The sequence below is a fragment of the Streptomyces sp. NPDC047017 genome, assembly GCF_040644175.1.
Classification (GTDB): Bacteria; Actinomycetota; Actinomycetes; order Streptomycetales; family Streptomycetaceae; genus Streptomyces.
Genome location: NZ_JBEYVW010000008.1, coordinates 97,373 through 121,021, shown reverse-complemented (window position 1 = coordinate 121,021; position 23,649 = coordinate 97,373). Strand labels below are relative to the sequence as shown.

Here is a 23,649-nt window from a genome sequence, read left to right as displayed (position 1 = left end):
ACCTCGAAGTTCGCTGGTGGTTCGCTGTCGTCGCGTCAGGCCCCCGTGTCCGCGGACCGTACGGCGCGCCCCCGGGTCGGGGGCGCACACCTATGCAACTTACTCACCGCTTAGGCGGTTCCCGATTCCGGCCAGGAACGAGGCAGGATTGTGACCATGTCCAACACTCCCATGGCAGCGAGCCCGCTCACCCGGGCCGTACTCGAGATCGACGAGTACGCCTCCGGCCTCGGCTGGGACCAGCCCGCCCGCCTCTTCGCCCTCGTCGACACCGCTCGGCTGCGCACCCAGGAACCCGCCCTCGCGACCCAACTCGGCCTCGCCGACGAACCGGAGACCTCCGGTCTCACCCCCGTCGAGCAGGACGAGGTCCCGGCCGACCGGCCGCTCGACGAGTTCCTCGCCACCATCGCCTGGCCCGACGCGGTGGCCGGCTGCGCGCTGACCGTGGAACGCCTGATGCTGCCCCCGTCCGCCGAGGCCCAGGTCCCGCAGGGACTCGACGAGGCGAAGCTGGCCCAGTGGGTGGCCCGCCACCCCGAGCGGCAGGAGGTCCGCATGACGGTCGCCGTGCTGCGCGACGGCGCCCGGGAGTCGGCCCTGCGGCTGCGCGAGAAGGACGCCGCCACGGAGGTGCTCACCGGCGCCGGTCTGGTCCCCGGCCTGGCCGAGGCGCTGTCGGCCACCTTCGCGGACTGAGGACCGCGACCCCGGGGGGCGCCTCCTACGGGGGCGCCTCTCACGGGGCGCCGCGGCTCAGCCCTTGGCCGCCGCGCACTTCGGCAGGCCGGCGGTCTTCCCGGAGCGGATGTCCTTGAGGGCGCCGAGGGCGTCGCCGATGGTGTTCACCTTGACCAGGGTGAGCCCGGAGGGTGTGTCGTGGGCGGCCTCGGCGCAGTTGTCGGCGGGCGTCAGGAAGAACTGGGCGCCCTTGTCGCGCGCGCCCACGGTCTTCATGTCGATGCCGCCGATCGGGCCGACCTTGCCGTTGTCGTCGATCGTCCCGGTGCCGGCCACGAACCTGCCGCCGGTCAGGCTGCCCGGGGTGAGCTTGTCGTAGATGCCGAGGGCGAACATCAGGCCGGCGCTGGGGCCGCCGACGTCCGCGAGCTTGATGTCGACCGTGAACGGGAACGTGTGGTCGGTGCCGGCGGAGATTCCGACGACGGCGCGCTTGGCACCGGCGTCGTCGGACTGCGCCGTCCTGATGGTGACCTTCTTGGTGACGGTCGCCGCCTTGTGCGCCTTCGCGGCGTCGGCCTGGTCCTTGGCGGGCACGATGGTGAAGGTCACGTCCTGGCCGGGCTTGTGCCGGGTGACCAGCTTGGCGACGTCGGCGGGCTGCTTGACCGCGGTGCCGTCCACGGCCTTGATGACGTCACCGGCGTGCAGCCTGCCCTGGGCCGGGGTGCCCTTGACGACGGTGGAGACGATCACCCAGGACCGCACCGGGATGCCGAGTGCCTTCAGGGCCGCGACCTTGGCGCTCTCCTGGGACTGGCTGAACTCCTCGGCGTTCTCCTGGGTCGACTGCTGCTCCGTCTTGCCGTCCGGGTAGAGCGTGTCGTGCGGGACGATCTTGTTGTCGCGGGCCAGCCAGCCGTAGACGGCCTCGACGAGGTTCATCCGGTATTCGGCGCCGGTGACCCGGACCGTGGTCATGTTCAGATGGCCGTCGGTCGGGTACGTGGTGTGCCCGGCGATCTGCAGCACCGGCTCGCCGTCGTGCTCACCCAGGGTGTTGACCGTGGGCCCGGGGGACAGCTCCGAGTACGGCACGGGGAAGAAGACTCCCGCGCACAGGAGCGCGATCAGCATCAGGGTGGAGGCGAGCATCGTCGCGGTGCGGCGTGGCATGCCTCGACAGTACGGGACGTACCTGTCGGCGCACCGTCAGGGCGGCCGTCCGGAAAGCCGTCTCAGGTACCGGAAGTGGACCTCTCCATGGCCTCGCGGAAACGGGCGTAACCGTCCAGCTCGGGTCCGTCGCCGCGCACCTTGCGGGTGCGGTTCGCCCAGCTCCCCCACACTCCGGCGGCTATCCCGGCCACGAGCGGAATCAGCAACCAGGCGAGCGCTGCCATGCCGACCTCCCTACCCCAATCGAGCGATCGCAACCGACTGATCAGCAGATTAACCATCCGCACTGACAACGCTCGGGGCAGGGGGGCGGTTACGCAACCGGGGAGACGGCCGGAGGCACCGGCGGGGCGGCCTCCGGAAGGACCGGCGGGGCGGAGCGGGGAGAGACGGGGCGAGCGGCGGTGAGCCGGCGGCCTCAGCAGCCTTCAGCAGGCGCCCACCCACTCCTCGGTGCCGTCGGAGAACCGCTGGTGCTTCCAGATGGGCACCTCGTGCTTGAGGTCGTCGATCAGCTTCCGGCAGGCCGCGAAGGCCTCGGCCCGGTGCGGGCACGACACGCCGACGACGACGGCGAGGTCGCCGACCTTCAGGTCCCCCACCCGGTGCACGGCGGCGAGCGCCCGCACCGGGTACTCGGCGGCCACCTTCTCCGCGACGCGCCGCATCTCGGCCTCCGCGCCGGGATGGCAGGAGTACCCCAGCTCGTCCACGTCGGCGCCCCCGTCGTGGTTGCGCACGGTCCCCACGAACAGCGCGGTCCCCCCGGCGGCGTCGTCCCCGACGACCCGGAAGACCTCGTCCAGGGAGAGCGCGGTGTCCCGGACGCCGATCAGCTTGATGGGGTTGTCGGCGGCGTACTCGCCGGGGTGGTCGTCACTGGGTGCCATACATCCATCGTGCCGCACGCGCGCGCGGAGCCGGAATAGCGTGATCCCCCGTCAGCCGGGCGGGCGGTCTTGGAGTCTCCTACGAGTCGGGAGGCGTCCGGCGGCGGGCATCCGCGCCGGTCGGGCGCCGGCGCCCTCAGATGCGCCGGCGCGCCTTGCGGGCGCGGCGCACCACCGCGGCGGCGCCCAGCAGGGCCACCGTCGCGCCCGCGGCGCCCGCCGCCGTCGCGTCCTTGCGGCCCAGCCGCCGTCCGGCCACCGTGTGCCGCCCGGCGACCTCCTCCAGCAGCTCCGCGAGGACCTCCTCGTTGGTCCACTTGGGCCGCCATCCGGCGTCGTGCAGCCGGCTCCCGCTCACCACCCAGGGATACATCGTGTACGCCAGGTCGCCCGCGGGGGACGGTGTGAGCCCGATCCGGTGCAGCCGGGCGGCGGCGCCGAGCGCGACCGCCGACGGCAGTTCCATCCGCCGGATCCCGCTCAGCTCCTCGACCTCCTCCTGCTCCAGCCAGCCGTCGCAGCCGACGGCCAGCTCCCCGTCGGCCTTCTCCAGCACGGCGTACTCCAGCGCGCTGCACAGGTCCTCGACGTGGCAGAACTGCCAGGCGGGCCGCGAGCCGGCCACCACCAGCAGCCGCGGCGACTCGAAGTACCGGGTCAGCGCGGTGTCGGTGCCGCCGACCAGCACGGCGGGGCGTACCACGGTGACATTCAGCCCGGGATGGGCCCGCGGCGCCCGCCGGGCCAGCCGTTCGATCTCCAGCAGGTCACCGACCCCGGTCGCCTCGGCGGTCGCCCGCAGCTCCGCGTCCTCGGACAGCGGCAGCTCGTTCTCGGGCAGCGCCCCGTAGACCATCGCGGAGGTGCACAGCACGACCCGGTGCACACCGGCCGCCGCGGCCGCGGTGAGGACCGTCTGCGTCCCCCGGACGTTGTAGGCCGTGCGGGCGGCGGAGTCGGTCTCCAGGTCGAGGTCGAGCGCCAGGTGCACCACCACGTCGGCGCCGCGCAGCTTGTCGGCGATCGCCGGGTCGCGCACGTCCAGGATGTGCCACTGCGCCGCCGCGCACTCCCCGCGCCGCTCGTCGATGGCGACGACCTGCCTGACCTCCGCGGAGGCGGCCAGCCGCTCGGTGAGCAGGGCGCCGACCCCGCTCGCGGCTCCGGTGACCGCGACGACGGGCCCGCGCGCGGCGGACGTGCTTTCATGGTTTCGCGCTGCGCGAACCTGTGGATCTGGGGAACTCACCGGGCGTCTCCAGCGGTTGTCTTCCATACGGGCGCGAAGGACGCGTACGTACCAGGTGGCATCCATCCTGCCGCAGGCGTTCTGTCGGCGGAGCACCGAGGCCCCAACCGCTCACGGTGTCTACGCTGGGTGGTGTTGTCGGGCAGCCGCGCCGCCGGAGAGAACCGGTGGCCTTACCAGCCGAGGAACCCCGTGAGTGACACCCCATTCGGATTCGGCCTTCCGCCGGAGGAGCCGGACGACGGCGACGAAGGCAAGAAGAAGGACCAGGAGAGCGGTGGTGGGCAGGGACCGGCCAACCCGTTCGGTTTCGGCCTGCCCGGAGCCGGGGGCATGGGCGGGCCCGGTGCCGACAATCCGCTCGCAGCCATGTTCGGCTCGCTGAACCCCACCGACCTGGGCGCCGCGTTCCAGCAGCTCGGCCAGATGCTCTCCTACGAGGGCGGCCCGGTGAACTGGGACATGGCCAAGCAGATCGCCCGCCAGACGGTCGCCCAGGGCACCTCGGACGGCACCAAGGACGCCAGCGTCGGCCCCGCCGAGCGCACCGCCGTCCAGGAGGCCGTCCGCCTGGCCGACCTGTGGCTGGACGACGCCACGTCGCTGCCCTCGGGCGCCGGCTCGGCGGTGGCCTGGTCCCGCGCGGAGTGGGTCGAGGCGACCCTCCCGGCGTGGAAGGAGCTGGTCGACCCGGTCGCCGAGCGCGTCGGCACCGCCATGGGCGAGGTGCTGCCCGAGGAGATGCAGGCCATGGCCGGCCCGCTGATCGGCATGATGCGCTCCATGGGCGGCGCCATGTTCGGCACCCAGATCGGGCAGGCCGTGGGCGTGCTGGCCGGTGAGGTCGTGGGTTCGACCGACATCGGGCTGCCGCTCGGCCCGGCCGGCAAGGCCGCCCTGCTGCCGGTGAACATCGAGAAGTTCGGCAAGGACCTGGGTGTCCCCCAGGACGAGGTGCGGCTGTACCTGGCGCTGCGCGAGGCCGCCCACCAGCGGCTGTTCGCGCATGTGCCGTGGCTGCGCTCGCACCTGTTCGGCGCGGTCGACGGGTACGCGCGCGGGATCAAGGTCGACACGGCCAAGCTGGAGGACGTGGTCGGCCAGTTCGACCCGCAGAACCCCGAGCAGTTGCAGGACGCCCTCCAGCAGGGCATGTTCCAGCCGGAGGACACTCCGCAGCAGAAGGCCGCTCTGGCGCGCCTGGAGACCGCTCTGGCGCTCGTCGAGGGCTGGGTGGACGCGGTGGTGCACGCCGCCGCCAAGCCGCGCCTGTCGTCCGCCGACGCGCTGCGTGAGACGCTGCGCCGCCGCCGGGCCTCGGGCGGCCCGGCCGAGCAGACGTTCGCCACGCTGATCGGCCTGGAGCTGCGTCCGCGGCGGCTGCGGGACGCCTCCCGGCTGTGGGCCTCGCTCACGGACGCGCGCGGCGTCGAGGGCCGGGACGCCCTGTGGGCCCACCCGGACATGCTGCCGACCGCCGCCGACCTGGACGACCCGGACGGCTTTGTCCACCGTGAGCAGCTGGACTTCTCCGAGCTGGACAAGATGCTCGGCGAGGCGGCGGGCGGTTCCGCCGGGAAGCCGGACCCGGGCAAGCGCGACGCGGGCGCCCGGGGCGACGAGAAGGCCGCCGAGGACGAGCCGGGCGACAAGGACGGCAAGGGCGGCGAGGACGGGACCGGCAAGGGCGACGGCACCGAGTGAGCCTCCACGACGACGCGGTCCTCGTCCTGGAGGGGTACGGGGGCCAGGAGGAGCTGCGCGGGCTCTACCTGGAGCATCTGCGCACCCACCCGGACGGCCTGTGGAAGTCCTGCGGCGACGGGCACCTCACGGCGAGCGCGCTGGTGATCGACCCGGAGCGCGGCCGGGTGCTGCTGACCCTGCACCGCAAGCTGCGGATGTGGCTGCAGATGGGCGGCCACTGCGAGCCGGGCGACGCCGCGCTGGCGGACGCCGCGCTGCGCGAGGGCGCCGAGGAGTCCGGCATCGCGGGGCTGGCGCTGCTGCCCGGCGGCCCGGTCCGGCTGGACCGCCACCACACGCCGTGCGCCTGGCACCTGGACGTCCAGTACGCCGCGCTCGCCCCGGCCGGGGCGGTGGAGGCGATCAGCGACGAGTCCCTCGACCTGCGCTGGTTCGCCTACGACGAGGTGGCCGAGGTCGCGGACAAGTCGGTCGTACGGCTGCTGGAGGCCACCCGCGCCCGGCTCTGACCGGGTGACGGGACGACACGGGTAAGGGGCGGCCGCCCATGCGGTCGCCCCTTACCCGTGCTCAGCTCCAGACGTTGCCCTGGTTCTGCCCGCGCGCGCCCTGCTGGCCCATGCCGAACTGCGCGGCGAGGCCCTGCCCGATCACCGCGTTCTGCGGCGGCAGCAGCTCACTGGGCTGGACAAGCGCGTAACCACTGCCCATGAAGCTCAGCTCCCAGCCCTCACCGGTGGTGCCGCGCCGCCGCCACACCCCGGAGGAGTGGGTCTGGGCCTGCATCTGCACCCGCAGGCCGGTGGACCAGGCGACGATGGCGTCGGCGTCGCAGTTGACGTACTTGTCGGGTGTCACCTGCATCAGCAGCGGCGCCCCGGAGGTCATCAGGGCCACCTTGCCGCGGCCGGTGATGTTCAGCTGGTACTTCCCGGAGCCGGAGATGCCGTACACGCTGTCGACGGCGATCACCTCGTGGTGCAGCGAGGAGTCCATCGCCAGCACATAGCCGCTGTCCACCGTGAGGCCGTCCTGCTCGACCTCCATGACGTGGACGTACTGGGCGAGGTTGGCGAGGTAGACGGTGCCCTGCCCATGGCAGCGCATCAGGTCCAGGCCCTCCCCCGTGCGCGCCCGCGCGTACGCCTGGCCGCTGCCCTGGTACTCGGCGTCGAACTCGACCATGCCCTGGTAGGCGACCATGGTGCCCTTGCGGGCGAGGATGTCGTCGTGGCCCTCCAGGACGACGCGCAGCATCTGCTTGTTCTGCAGGCTCCAGCGCTCCTGGCTCTGGGCGTCGTTGAAGGTGAAAAGCGGGCTCTGCATGTGTCCTTCTCCCCCCTCAGCCCCGCACCCGGAGGCGGTCGGTGCTGTCCTCGCTGGGCTGCACGACGACGATGCCCTGGCCGGAGAAGGCCATCTGGTACGCCTCGCCGCTGCCCCGGCCGATCAGGGACTGCGCCTTGAAGCTGCGCTTGCCCTTCACCTTGAGGCTGGGCGACCAGGCGACGAGCGCGTCCGGGTCGACGTAGGTCTCGTCCTCGCCGCTGCCGCAGTCGACGACGATCGGCGTGCCCCGGGAGGTCAGGGCGACCCAGCCCTGCCCGGAGATCTTGGTGTTCCACAGGCCCTGCCCGGCGAACTTCGCCAGGCCCTTGACCCGCTCCACGCCCCACTGCAAGCTCGCGTCGAAGGCGAGCAGGTTGGTGGCGTTGACGGAGACGGCGTCGCCGCCCAGGTTGATGACCACGACGTCGGCGCCGTAGTCGGCGAGGTAGAGCAGGCCGTCCCCGGTGCACTTCATCAGGGGCGCGCCCTCGCCGGTGATCCAGTCGCGGGCGATCTGGCGCACGGCCGGCGGGTTGGGCTCGTACTGGACGAAGCCCTCGTAGGCGACCATCGACCCCACGCGCGCGAAGAGGTCGTTCCCGGTCCGCATGGCGACCTTCAGCATGTGGTTGCCGTGGTTCTCCATGCGGGCGGTGACGGGTGCGGGAGCGTAGCCCGCGAGCGGCTGGTTCATGACGGGCTCCCTCTAGACCTCGTACGGCTGGACGACGACGAAGTTGCCGGGCGCCGCCCGGAACTGCAGGTTGACGCCCTCTCCGGTGTGCCCGGGGTAGGCGTTGCGGCGCATGCGCACCTGGCTGGAGACGATCACCTGGGCGGCGGCGGACCACGCCACGACGGCGTTGGAGTCGACGAACGTCGTCGGGGTCACCGGCAGCACGACGGGCGTGCCGTGCGTCTTGACGACGATCGTGCCGGTGCCCTGGAACTGCATCGTGAACAGGGCACCCCCGGGAATGCCGTGTCCCTCGATGCGGCGGACCTCGTACTGGAGGCTCTCGTCGAAGGCGAGGACGTTCTCCGCGGAGACGCAGATCGCGTCGCCCTGGAGTTCGACCGGGTGCAGATGGGTGGAGTTCTCGGCGAAGAACACCTGCCCCTGGCCGGTGCAGCGCATGAGCTGCATCTCCTGGCCGGTGGCGTTGCCCACGACGCGGCCGGCGAAGCCGGCGCCCTTGTAGCTGAAGTCGACCTTGCCCTGGTAGAGCACCATGCTGCCCTGCCGGGCCAGCACGGGCAGGCCGTCTGCGCCGAGGTCGGCACGGATCAGTTTGCCGTTCTGCAGGGTCCAGCGCCGGCCGGTGGCCGTCTCCTTGAACTTCTGCAGCGCGGCGGACACACCGGTGCCCTGGGGGGCGCCCTGCGGGCCTCCGTAGGGCGCGGGGGCGGCCGCCTGGCCCGGGACCTGCCCGTAGGGCTGCGGGTGCCCGTAACCGGGCGGCGGGGCGGGGTGGCCGTAGCCCGGCGGGGGCGGCGGGGCCTGCGGCTGCCCGTAGCCGGGGGGCGGGGCGGGGTGGCCGTACGGGGGTGGCTGCTGGCCCGGGTGCCCATAGGGCGCGGGGGCCGGTCCGGGCGGGGGCACGGTGCCGCCGACGGGCGGTGTCAGGGGCGCGATGAGGGTCGGCGCGGCGTGCACGGAGGGTGGGGGCGCCGGGGCCGGTGCGGGGGGCGGCGGGGTGGCTCCCGGGGGCGGCGGCGCGTAGCCCTGCGCGGCGGGCTGCGGCGCGGGGGCAGGGACGGCGGGCGGTCCGGCGGGGGCGCCGAAGGACGGCGGCGCGGCGGCCTGGGCGGGCGGGGCGAACCCGGGGGCGCCACCGGACGGCGGCTGCGGGGCCGCGGCGGGCGCGGGTGCCTGCTCGTCCTCGACGACCTCGCCGCCGAAGTTCCTCAGCAGCGCTTCGAGGCCGCCGTCGAACCCCTGTCCGACCGCGGCGAAGCGCCACACGTCCTTCAGGTAGATGTCGCCCAGCATCACGGCCCGCTCGGTGGAGAACTCGGCGCCGCTGAACGCGTAGCGGGCCACCTCCTCGCCGCCCGCGACGATGCGCAGGTACCCGGAGGCGATCTGCGACATCTGCCCGGCGCCGTCCAGGGTCGCCGTGAACGACAGCTTCCGGACCCGCGGCGGGATCCGGTCGAGCGTGACCCTGAAGGACTCCGTGTCGCCCGCCTGCGCGCCCAGCAGCTGGATGGCCTCCTCGGGGGACTTCGGCTGGTTGAAGAAGACGAAGTACCGGTCGTCCGAGAGCCGCTCCTCGGCGTCCAGGCCGAAGCAGCTGATGTCGAAGGTCAGTCCGGGGCCGGAGATCTGCACACCGACGTACAGATCCGTGCCCGCGGTCAGGTCACTGATCCTGGCCTTGTGGCCGCGTTGGAATTCCCTGGGCATGCGTAACGACCGTCCCCCGTCCCGAGTGCGAGTGCGTCGCGCCAGGCTAACGGCAAAGTCCGACACCGGACCAAGCCGGTACAGACCCGGTACACAATCCCCGCCCCGCCGTGGCGTACGCCCTGCGGGTCACTCGCCGGGCGCGTCCGCCAGGTGGGGCAGCCGTCCCGCGGCGACCACCCCTTCGAGATAGCCCCGGGCCCGCTCGGTGCGCGGATACGCCTCCAGGAGCCGCCAGAAGCCGGGGCCGTGGCCGGGGACGAGCAGATGGGCGAGTTCGTGCAGGAGCACGTAGTCGACGACGTACTCGGGCATGCCCTGCAGCCGGTGCGAGAGCCGGATGCTGCCCTCCGCCGGGGTGCACGAGCCCCAGCGGGTGTTCTGGTTGGTGACCCAGCGGACCGAGGCAGGCCGCGCCCGGCCTGCGAAGTACTGCGCCGACAGCCGCGCGGCGCGCTCGGCCAGCTCGGCGTCGCCCAGCGCCCGCCGGCTCTCCTGCGCGGCCAGCTTGTCCAGCATGACGCCCACCCAGCGCCGCTCCTCCGCCTCGGACATCCGGGCGGGGATGAGTACGACGGTGCGATCGCCCTCGCGGTACGCGGAGACCGTCCGGCGGCGGCGGTCGCTCCTGCGGACCTCGACCGCGCTCGCCGTGGAGCCGCTGGGCGGCGGGCTGGTCTTGCCGCGCTGCGGCGTTCCGGCGCGGTGCAGTGGGTCGGCGGACACGCCCCGACGTTACCGGGTGCGGGCCGTGGAAGTCCCGGGCGCGGGCCGGTTCCACACCGATCCCCCACCGACGGTCCGATCGGATCGACCATCCGATTCGTATGACTGATGCCCCGGCCTGTGGACAACTTTCGGCACCGGAGCGGCGGGCCCGGCATCCTGGCTCTCGTCTTCTTCTTCCTTCGGGCTACGGGGGCCGCTGATGCATCCGATGGTGAAGCCCGCGCTCCGGCGCGGCTGGCGTGATCTCAACACCGTGCAGTTCGGGATGACACCCGCGCACGCGCTGACACTGGGCCCGGTCGACACCGCGACGGGCAGTTTCCTCGATCTGCTCAACGGCACGCGCGGCCTGCCCCTCCTGCGGGAGGAGGGGCACCGCATGGACCTGCCCGAGGGCCATGTCGACCGGCTCGTGCGGCGGCTGGGCCGCGCCGGACTGCTCGACGACGCGCGCGGGGGCGGTGCGGCGGCCCGCGCGCTGCGCGGGCGCAAGGAGGTCATGGACCGGCTGGCTCCCGACCTCGCCTCGCTCTCCCTGGTCGTCCGCGAGCCGGGCGAGGCGATCGACCGGCTGGCCGCCCGGCGCGCGGCACGCGTGCAGGTACGCGGCGCGGGCCGGGTGGGGGCGGTGCTGGCCGCCCTGCTGTCCGGCGCGGGCGTCGGCGAGGTCGAGGTGCGCGACGGCGGCTGCGTGGAGCCCTGGGACGTGGCGCCGGGCGGGCTGGAGGCCGAGGCCGTCGGCGGGCGCCGGGACGCGGCGGCCCGCCAGGCCGTGCGCCGGGCGGCCCCCGACCGTCCGGCGCGGCGCGGCCCGGGGACGTCCGGGGAGGAGCATGAGCCCGGACACACGCTGGTGGTCATCGCCCCGCGCGACGACCTGGCCGTGCACGCGCCCGACCCGGCGGCGGCCGCGCCCCTGATCGCCTCGGGCACCCCGCATCTGTACGCCGGGGTCGTGGAGGCCACGGGCGTGGTGGGCCCGCTCGTGCTGCCGGGCCGGACGAGCTGCGCCGAATGCCTGCACCTCCGGCGCACGGACCGGGACGAGACCTGGCCGCGCCTGGTGGCCCAGTGGAAGTCCGGCGGACGGCGGACGGTACGCCCCTGCGACCTGGCCCTCGCCACGACCGTCGCCGGGCTGGCGGCCGCCCACGCGCTCGCCTTCCTGGACGGGCTCTCGCCGTCCAGCGCGGGCGCCCGCTGGGAGGTCTCCACACCCGGTCTGAACTGGCACGGGCGCCCGTTGCGGCCGCATCCGGACTGCCCCTGCCGGGCGGCGCGGAAACCCGAGGCGGAAGGCGCCTCAAAGGAGGACGGGCCACGCGAGACAATGGCTGGGCAAGGGCCGTCATCGGCGCCCTGCCGTGAGGCAGCCGGGGCGCGGCTTGCTGGGACTTGGAGGGCTCATGTCTGATCTTCCCCGGAAGGCGGTCACCCGGACCGCCAAGCTGGCCGCGCTCCCGCTCGGCTTCGCCGGGAGAGCGACCTGGGGACTGGGCAAACGGATCGTCGGTGAGTCCGCGGAGATCGTCGGCCGGGAGCTGCAGCAGCGCACCGCCGACCAGCTCTTCAAGGTGCTCGGCGAGCTGAAGGGCGGGGCGATGAAGTTCGGGCAGGCGCTGTCCGTCTTCGAGTCGGCGCTGCCCGAGGAGGTCGCCGGTCCCTACCGGGCCGCGCTGACCAAGCTCCAGGAGGCCGCGCCGCCGATGCCGACCCGTACCGTGCACGCCGTGCTGGAGGAGCGGCTCGGCGCCGACTGGCGCGAGCTGTTCGAGGAGTTCGAGGACAAGCCGTCCGCGGCGGCCTCGATCGGGCAGGTGCACCGGGCGGTGTGGCACGACGGCCGCGAGGTGGCGGTCAAGGTGCAGTATCCCGGTGCCGGTGACGCCCTCGTATCCGATCTGAGCCAGTTGAGCCGGTTCGCCCGGCTGCTGGGGCCGCTGATCCCGGGCATGGACATCAAGCCCCTGATCGCCGAGCTGAAGGACCGGGTCTCCGAGGAGCTGGACTACGGCCTGGAGGCCGCGGCCCAGCAGGCGCACGCGGAGGAGTTCGCGGGCGACCCCGACGTGGTGGTCCCGGCGGTGGTGCACCAGCGGGAGCAGGTGCTGGTGACGGAGTGGATGGACGGCGTCCCGCTGTCGGAGGTGATCACGGACGGCACCCCGGAACAGCGCGACCGGGCCGGGCAGCTTCTGGCCCGTTTCCTGTTCTCCGGCCCGGCCCGCACCGGCCTGCTGCACGCCGACCCGCACCCGGGCAACTTCCGCCTGCTGCCCGGCGGCCCCGAGGACGAGGAGAACTGGCGGCTGGGCGTCCTGGACTTCGGCACCGTCGACCGGCTCCCCGGTGGCCTGCCGAGGCCGATCGGGCAGTCCCTGCGGATGACCCTGGACGGCGAGGCCGACGCGGTCTACGACATGCTGTGCGCGGAGGGCTTCGTCAAGGAGTCCATCGAGCTGGACCCCGCCGCCGTCCTCGACTACCTCGTGCCGATCATCGAGCCGGCCCAGGCGGACGAGTTCACCTTCACCCGCGGCTGGATGCGCGGCCAGGCGGCCCGGATCGCCGATCCCCGCTCCCCCGCCTACCAGCTGGGCAAGCGGCTCAACCTGCCTCCCGCCTATCTGCTGATACACCGTGTGACGCTCAGCACCATCGGTGTGCTGTGCCAGCTCGGGGCGACCGTGCGGCTGAGGGCCGAACTGGAGGAGTGGCTGCCGGGCTTCGTCGCGGACAAGGAGACGGGGACGGGAGCTGGGGTGGCGGCGGTGGAGGCCGAAGAGGAACAGGAAGAGGAGGAGTCCGCCGCCGGGGCGTGAGCGCGGGTGACGCCGGTGGTGACTCGCCCGCGCGGATCACCACCAGGACGAGTCGAGGCGGGACTCGATCGAGCGGAGGTTCTCCCGGGAGCAGGCGTCGCAGTAGGAGCGGCGGGCGCCGTTCTCCACGGAGTACGTCCAGGTGGGCGGCGGGCCCTCACCGGTGGTGCCGCAGCGCGCGCAACTGACGGGCCGGCGCTGCGCGCCGGCCTCGCCGTGGTCGGGGTCTCCGGAAGGACGCGTCACGCGGTGACGATACCTCCGTCCGGCGCATCGGTGACCGCAACGTACGGCGGGGGCCGGCCCGTGCGAACGGACCGGCCCCCGCGGGCAGATGGTCGCCTTCCCGGCCGTGCGGTCACCGCCGGGTGGGGCGGGCGGTCACTGCATGACCGCCATGGCCAGCGCGCGGCGGGCACGCCGCGAGGCGCGCTCGGCGCGGCGCTGCATACGGCGGGCGTTCACCAGGCGCACGGCATGGCGTTCCCGCTCCGCCTCCTGCAGACGCTCGTGCATATGCGCACGCGCCAGGGCTTCTGGGATGAGTTGCATTTCTCGGGTCCTGTTCTGACGCGAGTCGTTCGCGCCGGTGGTGGTGACGTCTTCGGCCGCGGAGCCCGCGGGCTCGCTGGTGGACGGCTTCATCGGGGCCTGCTTCTGGGGGTCGTGCGTGAGGGGGCGGTTGATCGTTCCTGGGGTGTTCATGCCGCAACCGGGTTCTTGCGCGGGCGGCCACGGGGCCGCTTCCGGGCGACGACCACGCCCTGGACGAACAGCTCGCCACCCCAGACACCCCAAGGCTCACGCCGCTCCTTGGCGCCGGCGAGGCAGGCCTCGATCAGCGGGCAGGTGCGGCAGAGGGACTTGGCGTACTCCACGTCCGCCGGCGACTCGGCGAAGAAGACCTCCGGGTCGTAGGAACGGCAGGGGACGGGTACGCCGAGGTTCTCGATGGCGTCGTCGAGCGCGGTGAGCGCGGTGAGCGGGATCAAGGTGGGGTCCTCCGTGAGACCAGGCTTGGGGATCGTGTCGGAAGGCGGTACGGACGGGGCGTGCGCTTCGAGTTGCACGGTTGTTCTTCCTCGTCTGGTCGTTCCGGCCGGGTGGGCCGGGTGTCGGCTGGGTACCGGGTTCTTTTCTTGTCCCGAGGCCCCTTCGCTCCGTCGTCCCCGTTCGGGGAAAACAGAAGGGCCGCGGATCCCGGGTGGGGTTCCGCGGCCCTGAAGGCGCCGGCCTGATCGTCGATCAGGCTGGATCACTCCAGGGTTTCGGCCCACGGAAGGCCCACATCGAGTGGTGGTGCGTCGTCTGCTTCCGGTCGCCGGCACCGGCCGCGGTAAAGGCATAGGCGGGGACCTGTGCCACTACTGCTTCCCGTGCCTCGGTCGGTCGCTCATTGCGCTCGCGGACAGGAAGACCCGCGAGAGACAGGACGGACTCCGGACGCGCGGCACGAATGCCGGACAGACCGGTGCCCTGGTCCGAGACGCCGAGCATGCACAGGGAGGCGACCGAGCGATCGGTCATTTTGGCGGTGCTGAAGAAGCTGCTCTTGATGCTGATCACTGGACTCGCCTCCTCTCGGCGTCTAGGGGAGACCGGGTGAACCGGTCCGCAACGGATACGCAAGTACAACACGAGTCAGGGCCTTCAGGAAGGCCGCTGTTCCCGTGACCAAGAACCTATGGGGATTCCCCGGGCATGCGCAAACTATTTTTTCGACGAGTTGGCATCAGTCCTCGCCTTCTCCGTCGGCGCACTCCTGACCTGCGCAGATGGCGAGAACATCGGTCCCGTGGCGGCGCACCTTGCGCATGCCGACCCCCGGGATGCGGGCCAGCTCCCGCTCGTCGTCCGGAGCGGCCTCGGCGATCGCCATCAGGGTCCGGTCGGTGAAGACGCAGAAGGCGGGCTGTCCGCTGAGCCTCGCCTGCTCCGCCCGCCACTCGCGCAGCCGCTCGTACAGACCCTCGTCCATGTCGGAGGGGCAGTCGTCGCAGCGCATCAGCTTCATCTCACCGGCGTCGGTGAGCGTCCGGCCGCAGACCCGGCACCGGGCCGGGGTGCGCTGGGTGCGCCGGGGTACCGCCCCCGGGCCCCCCGCAGCCGTGCGCGCCGCGGCCGCGCTCCCCCGCTCGACGCCCCCGGAGCCGGCGGCCGCGCCGCGGCCGGCCACGGCGGCCGAGCCGGGGCGCAGCCCGTCGAGGAAACGGCTGGGACGGCGGCTGGGGCGGCCGCCCGGTGCGCGCGACAGCGACCAGGAGACGGACAGCCGCTCGCGGGCGCGGGTGACGCCGACGTAGAGCAGGCGGCGTTCCTCCTCGATCTGCTCGTCGGTCCTGGCGTAGGTGATCGGCATCATGCCCTCGGCGACGCCGGCCAGGAAGACGACGTCCCACTCCAGGCCCTTGGCGGAGTGCAGCGAGGCGAGGGTGACGCCCTCGACGGTGGGGACGTGCTGGGCGGCGGCCCGCTCGTCCAGCTCGGCCACGAGATCGCCCAGGCCGGCACCGCGCCGGGCGGCGGCGAAGTCCTGCGCGAGGTTCACCAGCGCGGCCAGCGACTCCCAGCGCTCCCTGACCGCGCCGGAACCGGCCGGGGGCTGCGGGGTCCAGCCCTCGCCCGACAGCACGGCACGCACCTGCGAGGGCAGGTCGACGACGTCGTCCAGCAGGACGTCGTTGCCGCCGAAACGGGCGGCGCCGCGCAGCGCGACGATCGCCTTGCGCACCTCGGGCCGGTCGAAGAACCGCTCGGCGCCGCGCAGCTGGTAGGGCACACCGACGTCCGCGAGGGCCTGCTCGTGGGTCTCCGACTGGGCGTTGGTCCGGAACAGGACCGCGATCTGGCTGGCCGGGACGCCGGAGGCGATCAGTTCGTGGATGCGGCGGGCCGCGCCCTCGGCCTCGGCGGGCTCGTCCGGGTACTCGGTGTACTCCGGCTCGGGGCCGGTGGGGCGCTGGGAGATCAGTTCCAGCCGGTGGTCGGCGGCGCGGCCGCGGGCCTGGGCGAGCAGCCCGTTGGCCAGGTGGACGACCTGGGGGGTGGAGCGGTAGTCGCGGACCAGCTTGACGACGGTGGCCCCGGGGTGCCGGACCCGGAAGTCGAGGAGGTGGTCGGGGGTTGCTCCTGTGAACGAGTAGATGGTCTGGCTGGCGTCGCCGACGACGCACAGGCTGTCCCGGTCCCCGAGCCACAGGTCCAGCAGGCGCTGCTGGAGCGGGCTGACGTCCTGGTACTCGTCCACCACGAAGTGCTGGTACTGAGTCCGGACCTGTTCGGCGACGTCACGCCGGTCCTGCAGGACGGCGACGGTCAGCAGCAGGACGTCCTCGAAGTCGATGACCGAGCGATCGCGTTTGAGGTCCTCGTAGGCCGCGTAGAGCTGGGCGACCTCGGCCGGGTCACGCGGGGCCGCGCGGCCGGCCTTCGCGGCTGCGATGGTGTAGTCGGCCGGGACGGTCTGGGTGACCTTGGACCACTCGATCTCCGCGGCGACGTCCCGCAGCTCCCCCCGGTCCAGGCGGATGCGGCAGGCCGCGGCCGCGTCCGCGACGAGCTGGATCTTGCGGTCCACCAGCCGGGGCATGCCGCCACCGATCGCTTTCGGCCAGAAGTACTGGAGCTGGCGCAGGGCGGCCGAGTGGAAGGTGCGGGCCTGCACGCCCTGCGCGCCGAGCTGCCGCAGCCGGCCGCGCATCTCGCCCGCGGCGCGGTTGGTGAAGGTGACGGCGAGCACGCTGGAGGGCTGGAGGACACCGGCGCGCACCCCGTAGGCGATCCGGTGGGTGATCGCGCGGGTCTTGCCCGTGCCGGCACCGGCCAGCACGCACACCGGACCGTGCAGCGCGGTGGCGACCTCGCGCTGCTCGGGGTCGAGCCCTTCGAGCACCGCGTCGGCAGAGTCCGGTACCTGCGGGAAGAGGGTGGAGTGCGTTGCTGCTGTCACACAGCCATGCTGCCAGGTCCCCCGGGACGGGTGAGCCGGTTGTCCACAGGCGGGCCCTTGCGGTCGTACTAATGCGGCACGGGTCACGCCGTACGCGCGCGACAGATGTCACCCACGTCCGGTGGCGGCCCGCCCCGGTACCTCATACCCCCGGTGGGAATGCCGGACCGGTGACGTACGTTCCTCCACAGCGACCACTACGTCCCCGACCCGCCGAAGGAGCGCGAAAGACATGCCGGGCACCGTGACGATGTACAGCACCACGTGGTGCGGCTACTGCCGCCGGCTGAAGAGCCAGATGGACCGCGAAGGCATCACGTACAACGAGATCAACATCGAGCATGACCCGGAGTCCGCGGCCTTCGTCGAGAAGGCGAACGGTGGGAACCAGACCGTTCCCACCGTGCTCTTCGAGGACGGATCGACGCTGACGAACCCGTCGCTGGCGCAGGTCAAGCAGAAGATCGGCGGCTGAGGCCGGCCGGTCCGCGACCGCGTGAGCGATGCGAGAGGGCGCCCCCCGAAGACCTCGGGGGGCGCCCTCTCGCATCGCTCACGGTCGTCTCAGACGACGCTCCTGGTCGGCAGCGGCTTGCCGTACCACAGCTCGATGAGCCGGGCCGCGATCGAGATGCCGTACGGCGGCTGGACCTCGCCGGACTCGAAGGCCGCGTGCAGGTCCTCACGGGAGAACCAGCGGGCCTCGTGGATCTCGTCGCCGTCGACATTGATGTCGGTGGAGGTGGCGTGCGCCATGAAGCCCAGCATCAGGCTGGAGGGGAACGGCCAGGGCTGGCTGGCGACGTACTCGACGCCGCCGACCGCGACGCCGACCTCCTCGTGGACCTCGCGGCGCACCGCCTGCTCGATGGACTCGCCCGGCTCGACGAAGCCGGCGAGCGTGGAGAAGCGGCCCTCGGGCCAGTGCACCTGGCGGCCGAGGAGGATGCGGTCCTCGTCGTCGGTGACCGCCATGATCACCGCGGGGTCGGTGCGCGGATAGTGCTCGGCGCCGCAGGCCGGGCAGCGGCGGATGTGACCGGCCGCCGCGATCACGGTGCGCTCGCCGCAGCGCGAGCAGAAGCGGTGCAGGCGCTGCCAGTTCTCCAGGGCCACCGCGTGCGCCATCAGGGCCGCGTCACGCGGGGAGAGCAGCAGGCCCGCCTCGCGCAGTCCGGCCGGGCGGGCGGACTGGTCCATGCGGCCGGGCAGGGAGTCCTTCTGCAGCGCGAAGTAGCTGACGCCGTCCTCGTCGGTGCCCAGGAAGTAGCGGTGCGCCTCGGTGAGGGGGGCCTCGAAGGACGGGGTCATGACGACCTCGGTGCGGCCGTCGGGTGTCTCGTCGATGAGCACCTGGCCGCCGGAGACCACGAAACAGCGGGTGGTGGGGTGGCTCCAGGCCGCGGCGAGCCAGGCCTCGTCGAGCCGGTGGTGGGCGGCCCGGTCGACGCCGCTGGGCGCGGTGAGCGAGATGGGTCGGTCTGCGGTGCGGTCGGTCCAGGTGGTCACGAGTGCTTCCAACTCCCCCGGGGCAACGGTTGTTTCGGCGGCGGTTCAGCGGGACGTAGGGCGGGAGGCGGCAGCCCGTCAGGGGGCATCGCGCCAGTTCTCGGCGAGGTCGCCCCACAGGTACGCGCTGGTCTCGACGCCCTTGAACAGGAGGTCGAGTTCGACCTTCTCGTCGGGGGCGTGCCAGCCGTCGGACGGGACGGAGATGCCCAGGAAGAGCACGGGTGCGCCGAGGACCTCCTGGAGGTCGGCGGCCGGTCCCGAGCCTCCCTCGCGGGTGAAGCGGACGGGCCTCTCGAAGGCGCGGCCCATCGCGCGGGCCACGGCCTGGAGCGCGGGGTGGTCCAGCGGGGTCAGGCACGGGCGGGTGGCCGAGCTGAAGGCGATCTCGTGCCGGATGCCGGCCGGCAGCTGCTCGGCGGCCCAGACGCGGACGGCCTTCTCGATGTGATCGGGGTCCTGGCCGGCGACCAGGCGGAACGACAGCTTCACCATCGCCGTGGACGGGATGATCGTCTTGCTGCCGGGGCCCTGGTAGCCGCCGCCGATGCCGTTGACCTCGGCGGTGGGGCGGGCCCAGACCCGCTCCAGGGTGGTGTGCCCGGCCTCGCCGTGGGCGGCGTACGACTTGGCGGTGCGCAGCCACTGCTCCTCGTCGAAGGGCAGCTCCGCGAAGAGTTCGCGTTCGCGGTCGGTGAGCGGGACGACACCGTCGTAGAAGCCGGGGACCGCCACGCGCGCGTGCTCGTCGTGCAGGGCGGCCACCAGGCGGGCGGCGGCGGTCGCCGGATTGGGCACGGCGCCGCCGAAGGAACCGGAGTGGATGTCCTGGTCGGGGCCGGAGAGCCGGATCTCGCACTCGGCCAGGCCCCGCATGCCGGTGCACACGGTGGGGGTGTCCTCGGACCACATGCCGGTGTCGGAGACGATCACCGCGTCGGCGGCGAGCCGGTCGGCGCGGCTCTCGACCAGCGCGCGGAAGTGCGGCGAGCCGGACTCCTCCTCGCCCTCGATCAGCAGCTTGAGGTGGACGGCGGGGGCGGTACGGCCGGTGGCGGCGAGGTGGGCGCGGACCCCGAGTGTGTGGAAGAACACCTGGCCCTTGTCGTCGGCCGCCCCGCGCGCGTAGAGGCGGTCTCCGCGGACGACCGGCTCGAAGGGCTCGCTGTGCCAGCCGTCCTCGCGGGCGGCGGGCTGCACGTCGTGGTGGCCGTAGACCAGGACCGTGGGCGCGCCGGGGTCGGCGCAGGGCCATTCGGCGAAGACGGCCGGGGCGCCCGGCGTCGGCCAGACCTCGGCGGTCGGGAAACCGGTCTCCTTGAGCTTGGCGGCGAGCCAGTCGGCGCTGCGGCGTACATCGGGCGCGTGGTCGGGCTGGGCCGACACGGACGGGATGCGCAGCCATTCGGCGAGGTCGTCGAGGAAGGCGGCGCGGTGCTGCTCGATGTACGTACGGACGGCGCTGTCCGGGGTCTGGCTCATGCTCCCGAGCCTATCGGCCCGTGCGGACATCCTGTTCGGGCGGTTCGTCACACCGCGGCCCGGCCGGCGGCCCGGCCTGGGGTTCGCCGAGCAGCAGCCGCTCCAGCGCGGCCCGGTCCGGCAGGTTCGCGGGCCGTACGACCTCTCCGGTGCGCACGTACACGAAGGCGGCCCCGACCCGCTCCAGGGGCACGCCCTGCCGCTCGGCCCAGGCCAGCCGGTACACGGCGAGCTGGAGCGGGTCGGCACTCCGCGCCTGGTTCGTCTTCCAGTCCACGATCTCGTACGTCGTCTCCTGGCCGTCGCCCTCCTGGTAGACGGCGTCGATCCGGCCGCGGACGACCCGGCCGGCGATCTCCAGCTGGACGGGGATCTCCACCCGGTGGGGCGTGCGGTGCGCGTACTCCGTGCGTTCGAACGCCTCCTTGAGGGCTTCCAGGTCGCGTTCGTCGGCGATCTCGGCGTCCGAGCCGGGCAGCTCCTCGGGCTCCAGCATGGGCAGCGTGAGCGCTTCGAAGCGCGTCTCCACCCAGGCGTGGAAGCGGGTGCCGCGGCGCGCCGCGGGCTGCGGGGGGCGCGGCATGGGGCGCGCGAGTTCCCGGGCGAAGGCGTCCGGGTCGGCGGCCAGGCGTATCAGCTGGGTGGCGGTCAGCGCGGCCGGCAGGGGGACGTCGGTGACGCTCTGCCGGGCGCGGCGCAGCTCCCCGGCGAGCGCGTCGAGGTCGCGGTCCCAGGAGGCGATGACGCGGGCCTCCTCGGCGGTGAGGGGCTCGGGTTGCGGCTCGGGCTCCGACCGCGGTCGCGGCTGTGGTCGCGACTCGGGCTCCGGCCGGAGCGGCGGGTGCGCGTCCGGTGGCGTGGCCTGGTGCGGGACGGTGGGGCGGTCGCTGGTCCAGGCGTCCCGGTCGCCCGGGTCGCCCTCTGGGGGCGCGTCCTCGCCGTGGGGCGATGCGGCGTAGGAGGGGTCGTCGTACGAGGGATCGTCGTAGGACGGATCGTCGTAGGACGGATCGTCATAGGGGGGCTCGTCATAGGGCAGCTCGTCGAAAGGCGGCTCGTCGTCCTCCGGGGGCGGGGGCCAGTCGGGGTCGTCGTGGGCGTCCGGGTCGTGCGCGGCGCGCGGACGGTCCTCCGCGCGCGCGGTGAGGGCGTCCAGGTGGGCCAGGACGGTCGCGGCGGCGGCGCGGCGGCGGGCCAGGGCGGCCTCGTCCAGGGGAAGGGGCCAGACCTGATCGGCGTCGGACCGGTGCAGGGCGGGGTTCTCCTCGCCCTCCTCGGGTTCGTCCGCCCATACCTCGATCTCGCCGTGTCCGGCGGCGCAGTGGTCGTACAGGGCCCGGAGGAAGTCGGAGGGGCCGCGGGACTTCTTCTGGCTCGGCCCCCACCAGTGCCCGGAGCCCAGCAGCAGGGAGCGGGGGCGGGTGAAGGTGACGTAGCCCAGGCGCAGCTCCTCGGTGTGCTGGTGGTCCTTCATGGCCTCGTGGAAGGCCTTCATGCCGCGCGCGTCCCAGCCGGCGATGTCGGGCAGGGTGTCGGCGTCGCCGCGCAGGGCGTGCGGGAGGACCTTGCCCTGGCTGGTCCACTTCTCGCGGCCCTGCCCGCTGGGGAAGGTACCGGTGACCAGGCCGGGGACGGCGACGACGTCCCACTCCAGGCCCTTGGAGCGGTGCGCGGTGAGCACCTTGACGGTGTTCTCGCCGCCGGGCAGCGCGTTGTCGAGGCCCTTCTCGTACTGGGCGGCGGTGCGCAGGAAGGCGAGGAAGGCCAGCAGGCTCGCCTGATTCTCCTGGGCGGCGAAGGCGGCGGCGACGTCCAGGAAGTTCGACAGGGTCTCGCGGCGGCGGGCGGCCAGGGCGTGCGGGGACGCCGACAGCTCCACCTCCAGGCCGGTCACGGCCAGGACCCGGTGCAGGACGTCCATCAGCGGGTCGGACAGGGAGCGGCGCAGGTCGCGCAGTTCGGCGGCGAGCCGCGCGAAGCGCACGCGCGCGTCCGGTGAGAACGGCAGCCCGTCGTCGTCCCCGCGGCCGTCCATCGGTGACTCAAGGAACGTGTCGAGGGCGTCGGCGAGCGAGACCACCTCGGCGGGGTCGACGCCTTCGACGGCCTCGGCGAGCCTGCGGTCCTGGTCGTCGTCGCCGGCCACGCGCGCGTGCGCGACGAGCAGCCTGGCCCGGCGGCCCAGGAGCGCGAGGTCGCGCGGGCCGATACGCCAGCGCGGGCCGGTCAGCAGCCGTACCAGGGAGGCGTTGGCGCCGGGGTCCTGGAGCACCTCGCAGACGGCGACGAGGTCGGCCACCTCGGGCAGGTGCAGCAGCCCGGACAGGCCGACCACCTCGACCGGGACGTCACGGGCGACGAGGGCGCCCTGGATCTCGGCGAAGTCGGTCGCCGTGCGGCACAGGACGGCGATCTCCCCGGGTGCCTTCCCGGTGCGTACGAGGTGGGCGATCGAGTCGGCGATCCAGTCGATCTCCTCGGCGTGGGTGCGCAGCAGGGCGCAGCGCACCTGGCCGTCGCGTTCGGCGCCGGGGGCGGGGCGCAGGGCGGCCACGCCCGCGTGCATCGCGCGCAGCGGCTCGGCGAGCCGGTTGGCGAGGTCGAGGAGGCGGCCGCCGCTGCGCCGGTTCTCGCTGAGCGCCTGGCGGGTGGCGGGGCGGCCGTCGGCGTGCGGGAAGTGCTCGGGGAAGTCGTCGAGGTTGGCGACGGACGCGCCGCGCCAGCCGTAGATGGCCTGGCAGGGGTCACCGACGGCGGTGACGGGGTGGCCGGTGCCGCCGCCGAACAGGCCGGCCAGCAGGATGCGCTGGGCGACCGAGGTGTCCTGGTACTCGTCGAGCAGGACGACGCGGAAGTCCTCGCGCAGGGCGCGGCCGACCTCCGGGAGCTGGGCGAGCCGGGCCGCCAGGGCGATCTGGTCCCCGAAGTCGAGCACGTCCCGTTCGCGCTTGGCGGCCCGGTAGCGCAGCACCAGGTCGGCCAGGTCCCGGCGGGCGGCGGCCGTCTCGGGGACCTTGCGCAGGTCGGCGTTGGACAGCTTGGCACCCGCCAGGGTGCGCAGCAGTCCGGCGTCCCAGGCGCGCAGGTCCTCGGGGCGTACGAGGTGCTCGGCGAGTTCGGCGTCGAGCGCGAGGAGGTCACCGACCAGGTCGGCGAAGGAACGGGTCAGCGCCGGGAACGGACCGGGGGCCTCGCGCAGCACGCGTGCGGCGAGCTGGTAGCGGGTGGCGTCGGCGAGCAGGCGGGTGGTGGGCTCCAGGCCGATGCGCAGGCCGTGGTCGGTCAGCAGGCGCCCGGCGAAGGCGTGGTAGGTGGAGATCACCGGCTCGCCCGGCGGGTTGTCCGGGTCGATGGCGTCGGGGTCGGTGACACCGGCCCGGACCAGTGCCGTGCGCACCCGCTCGGCCAGCTCGCCGGCCGCCTTGTTGGTGAAGGTCAGGCCGAGGACCTGCTCGGGGGCGACCTGGCCGGTGCCGGCCAGCCACACCACCCGGGCGGCCATCACCGTGGTCTTGCCGGACCCGGCGCCGGCCACGATGACCTGCGGGGCGGGCGGCGCGACGATGCAGGCCGTCTGCTCCGGGGTGAAGGGAATCCCGAGAAGCTCCTTGAGCTGCTCGGGATCGGTGATACGGGCGGGCACGACGAAGAGGCTAGCGGCGGCCACTGACAACGGGCGCCGGAGCACCGCCCGAATTCGGGATACGCGCAGG

At 73.3% G+C, this 23,649-nt stretch carries 22 protein-coding genes; 6 read left to right on the top strand and 16 right to left on the bottom strand.

Annotated elements, in window-relative coordinates:
* The first annotated feature begins 156 nt into the window (after window positions 1-156).
* On the top strand, window positions 157-699 hold the full coding sequence (locus ABZ858_RS15870) for a PPA1309 family protein (protein ID WP_361377509.1): 543 nt from the start codon (window positions 157-159) through the stop codon (window positions 697-699).
* Window positions 700-756: 57 nt separating this feature from the next.
* Here the strand turns inward: ABZ858_RS15870 and ABZ858_RS15865 are convergent, their stop codons facing one another.
* From ABZ858_RS15865 to ABZ858_RS15850, 4 genes are all read right to left on the bottom strand, one after another.
* Window positions 757-1,857, bottom strand: coding sequence for a PDZ domain-containing protein (locus ABZ858_RS15865; RefSeq protein ID WP_361377506.1), 1,101 nt, complete (start codon window positions 1,855-1,857; stop codon window positions 757-759).
* 62 nt (window positions 1,858-1,919) lie between these two features.
* A complete protein-coding gene (locus tag ABZ858_RS15860) occupies window positions 1,920-2,084 on the bottom strand; it encodes a hypothetical protein (RefSeq protein WP_361377503.1) in 165 nt (54 codons plus the stop codon).
* 204 nt (window positions 2,085-2,288) lie between these two features.
* Window positions 2,289-2,750, bottom strand: a complete 462-nt coding sequence (locus ABZ858_RS15855) for a molybdenum cofactor biosynthesis protein MoaE (RefSeq protein WP_361377500.1) — start codon at window positions 2,748-2,750, stop codon at window positions 2,289-2,291.
* A 136-nt stretch (window positions 2,751-2,886) separates the two neighbouring features.
* On the bottom strand, window positions 2,887-3,999 hold the full coding sequence (locus tag ABZ858_RS15850; RefSeq protein ID WP_361377497.1) for an SDR family oxidoreductase: 1,113 nt from the start codon (window positions 3,997-3,999) through the stop codon (window positions 2,887-2,889).
* A gap of 192 nt (window positions 4,000-4,191) precedes the next feature.
* Between ABZ858_RS15850 and ABZ858_RS15845 the strand changes: the two genes are divergently transcribed.
* Entirely contained in the window at window positions 4,192-5,703 is a 1,512-nt protein-coding gene (locus ABZ858_RS15845) for a zinc-dependent metalloprotease (RefSeq protein WP_361377494.1), read from the top strand.
* Window positions 5,700-6,215 carry an NUDIX domain-containing protein gene (locus ABZ858_RS15840; RefSeq protein ID WP_361377491.1) on the top strand — a complete coding sequence of 172 codons (516 nt, stop codon included), beginning with the start codon at window positions 5,700-5,702 and terminating at the stop codon, window positions 6,213-6,215. The genes ABZ858_RS15845 and ABZ858_RS15840 overlap by 4 nt, the downstream gene beginning before the upstream one ends.
* A 61-nt stretch (window positions 6,216-6,276) precedes the next feature.
* On the opposite strand, the gene ABZ858_RS15835 is transcribed toward ABZ858_RS15840, so the two are convergent.
* The 4 genes from ABZ858_RS15835 to ABZ858_RS15820 all read right to left on the bottom strand — a co-directional run bounded on the left by ABZ858_RS15835 (window position 6,277) and on the right by ABZ858_RS15820 (window position 10,171).
* Complete coding sequence (locus ABZ858_RS15835) at window positions 6,277-7,032, bottom strand: AIM24 family protein (RefSeq protein ID WP_361377488.1); 756 nt, start codon at window positions 7,030-7,032, stop codon at window positions 6,277-6,279.
* Window positions 7,033-7,048: 16 nt separating this feature from the next.
* Window positions 7,049-7,729 (bottom strand): AIM24 family protein, encoded by a 681-nt coding sequence (locus ABZ858_RS15830; RefSeq protein WP_361377485.1) that lies wholly within the window; start codon window positions 7,727-7,729, stop codon window positions 7,049-7,051.
* 12 nt (window positions 7,730-7,741) lie between these two features.
* Window positions 7,742-9,445 carry a TerD family protein gene (locus tag ABZ858_RS15825; RefSeq protein ID WP_361377482.1) on the bottom strand — a complete coding sequence of 568 codons (1,704 nt, stop codon included), beginning with the start codon at window positions 9,443-9,445 and terminating at the stop codon, window positions 7,742-7,744.
* Window positions 9,446-9,574: 129 nt separating this feature from the next.
* A complete protein-coding gene (locus ABZ858_RS15820) occupies window positions 9,575-10,171 on the bottom strand; it encodes a M48 family metallopeptidase (protein WP_361377479.1) in 597 nt (198 codons plus the stop codon).
* A gap of 202 nt (window positions 10,172-10,373) precedes the next feature.
* On the opposite strand from ABZ858_RS15820, the gene ABZ858_RS15815 reads away from it, so the two are divergent.
* Window positions 10,374-11,588: a TOMM precursor leader peptide-binding protein gene (locus ABZ858_RS15815; protein WP_361377476.1), complete on the top strand. Its 1,215-nt coding sequence runs from the start codon at window positions 10,374-10,376 to the stop codon at window positions 11,586-11,588.
* A complete protein-coding gene (locus ABZ858_RS15810; protein ID WP_361377473.1) occupies window positions 11,581-12,996 on the top strand; it encodes an AarF/ABC1/UbiB kinase family protein in 1,416 nt (471 codons plus the stop codon). Before ABZ858_RS15815 ends, ABZ858_RS15810 begins: the two co-directional genes overlap by 8 nt.
* A 36-nt stretch (window positions 12,997-13,032) precedes the next feature.
* On the opposite strand, the gene ABZ858_RS15805 is transcribed toward ABZ858_RS15810, so the two are convergent.
* The 5 genes from ABZ858_RS15805 to ABZ858_RS15785 form a co-directional block, all read right to left on the bottom strand.
* Window positions 13,033-13,242, bottom strand: a complete 210-nt coding sequence (locus tag ABZ858_RS15805) for a hypothetical protein (protein ID WP_361377470.1) — start codon at window positions 13,240-13,242, stop codon at window positions 13,033-13,035.
* A gap of 135 nt (window positions 13,243-13,377) precedes the next feature.
* Window positions 13,378-13,701, bottom strand: coding sequence for a hypothetical protein (locus ABZ858_RS15800; RefSeq protein ID WP_361377467.1), 324 nt, complete (start codon window positions 13,699-13,701; stop codon window positions 13,378-13,380).
* On the bottom strand, window positions 13,698-14,066 hold the full coding sequence (locus tag ABZ858_RS15795; protein ID WP_361377464.1) for a WhiB family transcriptional regulator: 369 nt from the start codon (window positions 14,064-14,066) through the stop codon (window positions 13,698-13,700). The genes ABZ858_RS15800 and ABZ858_RS15795 overlap by 4 nt, the downstream gene beginning before the upstream one ends.
* A gap of 175 nt (window positions 14,067-14,241) precedes the next feature.
* Window positions 14,242-14,562 carry a hypothetical protein gene (locus ABZ858_RS15790; protein WP_361377461.1) on the bottom strand — a complete coding sequence of 107 codons (321 nt, stop codon included), beginning with the start codon at window positions 14,560-14,562 and terminating at the stop codon, window positions 14,242-14,244.
* A gap of 166 nt (window positions 14,563-14,728) precedes the next feature.
* Window positions 14,729-16,945 carry an ATP-dependent DNA helicase UvrD2 gene (locus ABZ858_RS15785; protein WP_361377458.1) on the bottom strand — a complete coding sequence of 739 codons (2,217 nt, stop codon included), beginning with the start codon at window positions 16,943-16,945 and terminating at the stop codon, window positions 14,729-14,731.
* A gap of 232 nt (window positions 16,946-17,177) precedes the next feature.
* On the opposite strand from ABZ858_RS15785, the gene ABZ858_RS15780 reads away from it, so the two are divergent.
* On the top strand, window positions 17,178-17,420 hold the full coding sequence (locus tag ABZ858_RS15780; RefSeq protein WP_361377455.1) for a mycoredoxin: 243 nt from the start codon (window positions 17,178-17,180) through the stop codon (window positions 17,418-17,420).
* A gap of 89 nt (window positions 17,421-17,509) precedes the next feature.
* On the opposite strand, the gene nudC is transcribed toward ABZ858_RS15780, so the two are convergent.
* The 3 genes from nudC to ABZ858_RS15765 form a co-directional block, all read right to left on the bottom strand.
* The gene (gene nudC / locus ABZ858_RS15775; protein WP_361377452.1) at window positions 17,510-18,454 is read right to left on the bottom strand and encodes an NAD(+) diphosphatase; all 945 of its coding nucleotides are present in this window, start codon (window positions 18,452-18,454) and stop codon (window positions 17,510-17,512) included.
* A 78-nt stretch (window positions 18,455-18,532) separates the two neighbouring features.
* Window positions 18,533-19,936, bottom strand: a complete 1,404-nt coding sequence (locus tag ABZ858_RS15770) for a dipeptidase (RefSeq protein ID WP_361377449.1) — start codon at window positions 19,934-19,936, stop codon at window positions 18,533-18,535.
* A 10-nt stretch (window positions 19,937-19,946) separates the two neighbouring features.
* The gene (locus ABZ858_RS15765) at window positions 19,947-23,579 is read right to left on the bottom strand and encodes a UvrD-helicase domain-containing protein (protein ID WP_361377446.1); all 3,633 of its coding nucleotides are present in this window, start codon (window positions 23,577-23,579) and stop codon (window positions 19,947-19,949) included.
* Window positions 23,580-23,649 lie beyond the last annotated feature (70 nt).

Excerpts from the sequence above, each read along its gene's own strand:
- ABZ858_RS15830 (WP_361377485.1), bottom strand. The coding sequence starts at position 7,729 with ATGAACCAGCCGCTCGCGGGCTACGCTCCCGCACCCGTCACCGCCCGC.
- ABZ858_RS15770 (WP_361377449.1), bottom strand. The coding sequence starts at position 19,936 with ATGAGCCAGACCCCGGACAGCGCCGTCCGTACGTACATCGAGCAGCAC.
- ABZ858_RS15780 (WP_361377455.1), top strand. The coding sequence starts at position 17,178 with ATGCCGGGCACCGTGACGATGTACAGCACCACGTGGTGCGGCTACTGC.
- ABZ858_RS15870 (WP_361377509.1), top strand. The coding sequence starts at position 157 with ATGTCCAACACTCCCATGGCAGCGAGCCCGCTCACCCGGGCCGTACTC.
- ABZ858_RS15855 (WP_361377500.1), bottom strand. The coding sequence starts at position 2,750 with ATGGCACCCAGTGACGACCACCCCGGCGAGTACGCCGCCGACAACCCC.
- ABZ858_RS15835 (WP_361377488.1), bottom strand. The coding sequence starts at position 7,032 with ATGCAGAGCCCGCTTTTCACCTTCAACGACGCCCAGAGCCAGGAGCGC.
- ABZ858_RS15860 (WP_361377503.1), bottom strand. The coding sequence starts at position 2,084 with ATGGCAGCGCTCGCCTGGTTGCTGATTCCGCTCGTGGCCGGGATAGCC.
- ABZ858_RS15865 (WP_361377506.1), bottom strand. The coding sequence starts at position 1,857 with ATGCCACGCCGCACCGCGACGATGCTCGCCTCCACCCTGATGCTGATC.
- ABZ858_RS15800 (WP_361377467.1), bottom strand. The coding sequence starts at position 13,701 with ATGAACACCCCAGGAACGATCAACCGCCCCCTCACGCACGACCCCCAG.
- ABZ858_RS15825 (WP_361377482.1), bottom strand. The coding sequence starts at position 9,445 with ATGCCCAGGGAATTCCAACGCGGCCACAAGGCCAGGATCAGTGACCTG.
- ABZ858_RS15810 (WP_361377473.1), top strand. The coding sequence starts at position 11,581 with ATGTCTGATCTTCCCCGGAAGGCGGTCACCCGGACCGCCAAGCTGGCC.
- ABZ858_RS15815 (WP_361377476.1), top strand. The coding sequence starts at position 10,374 with ATGCATCCGATGGTGAAGCCCGCGCTCCGGCGCGGCTGGCGTGATCTC.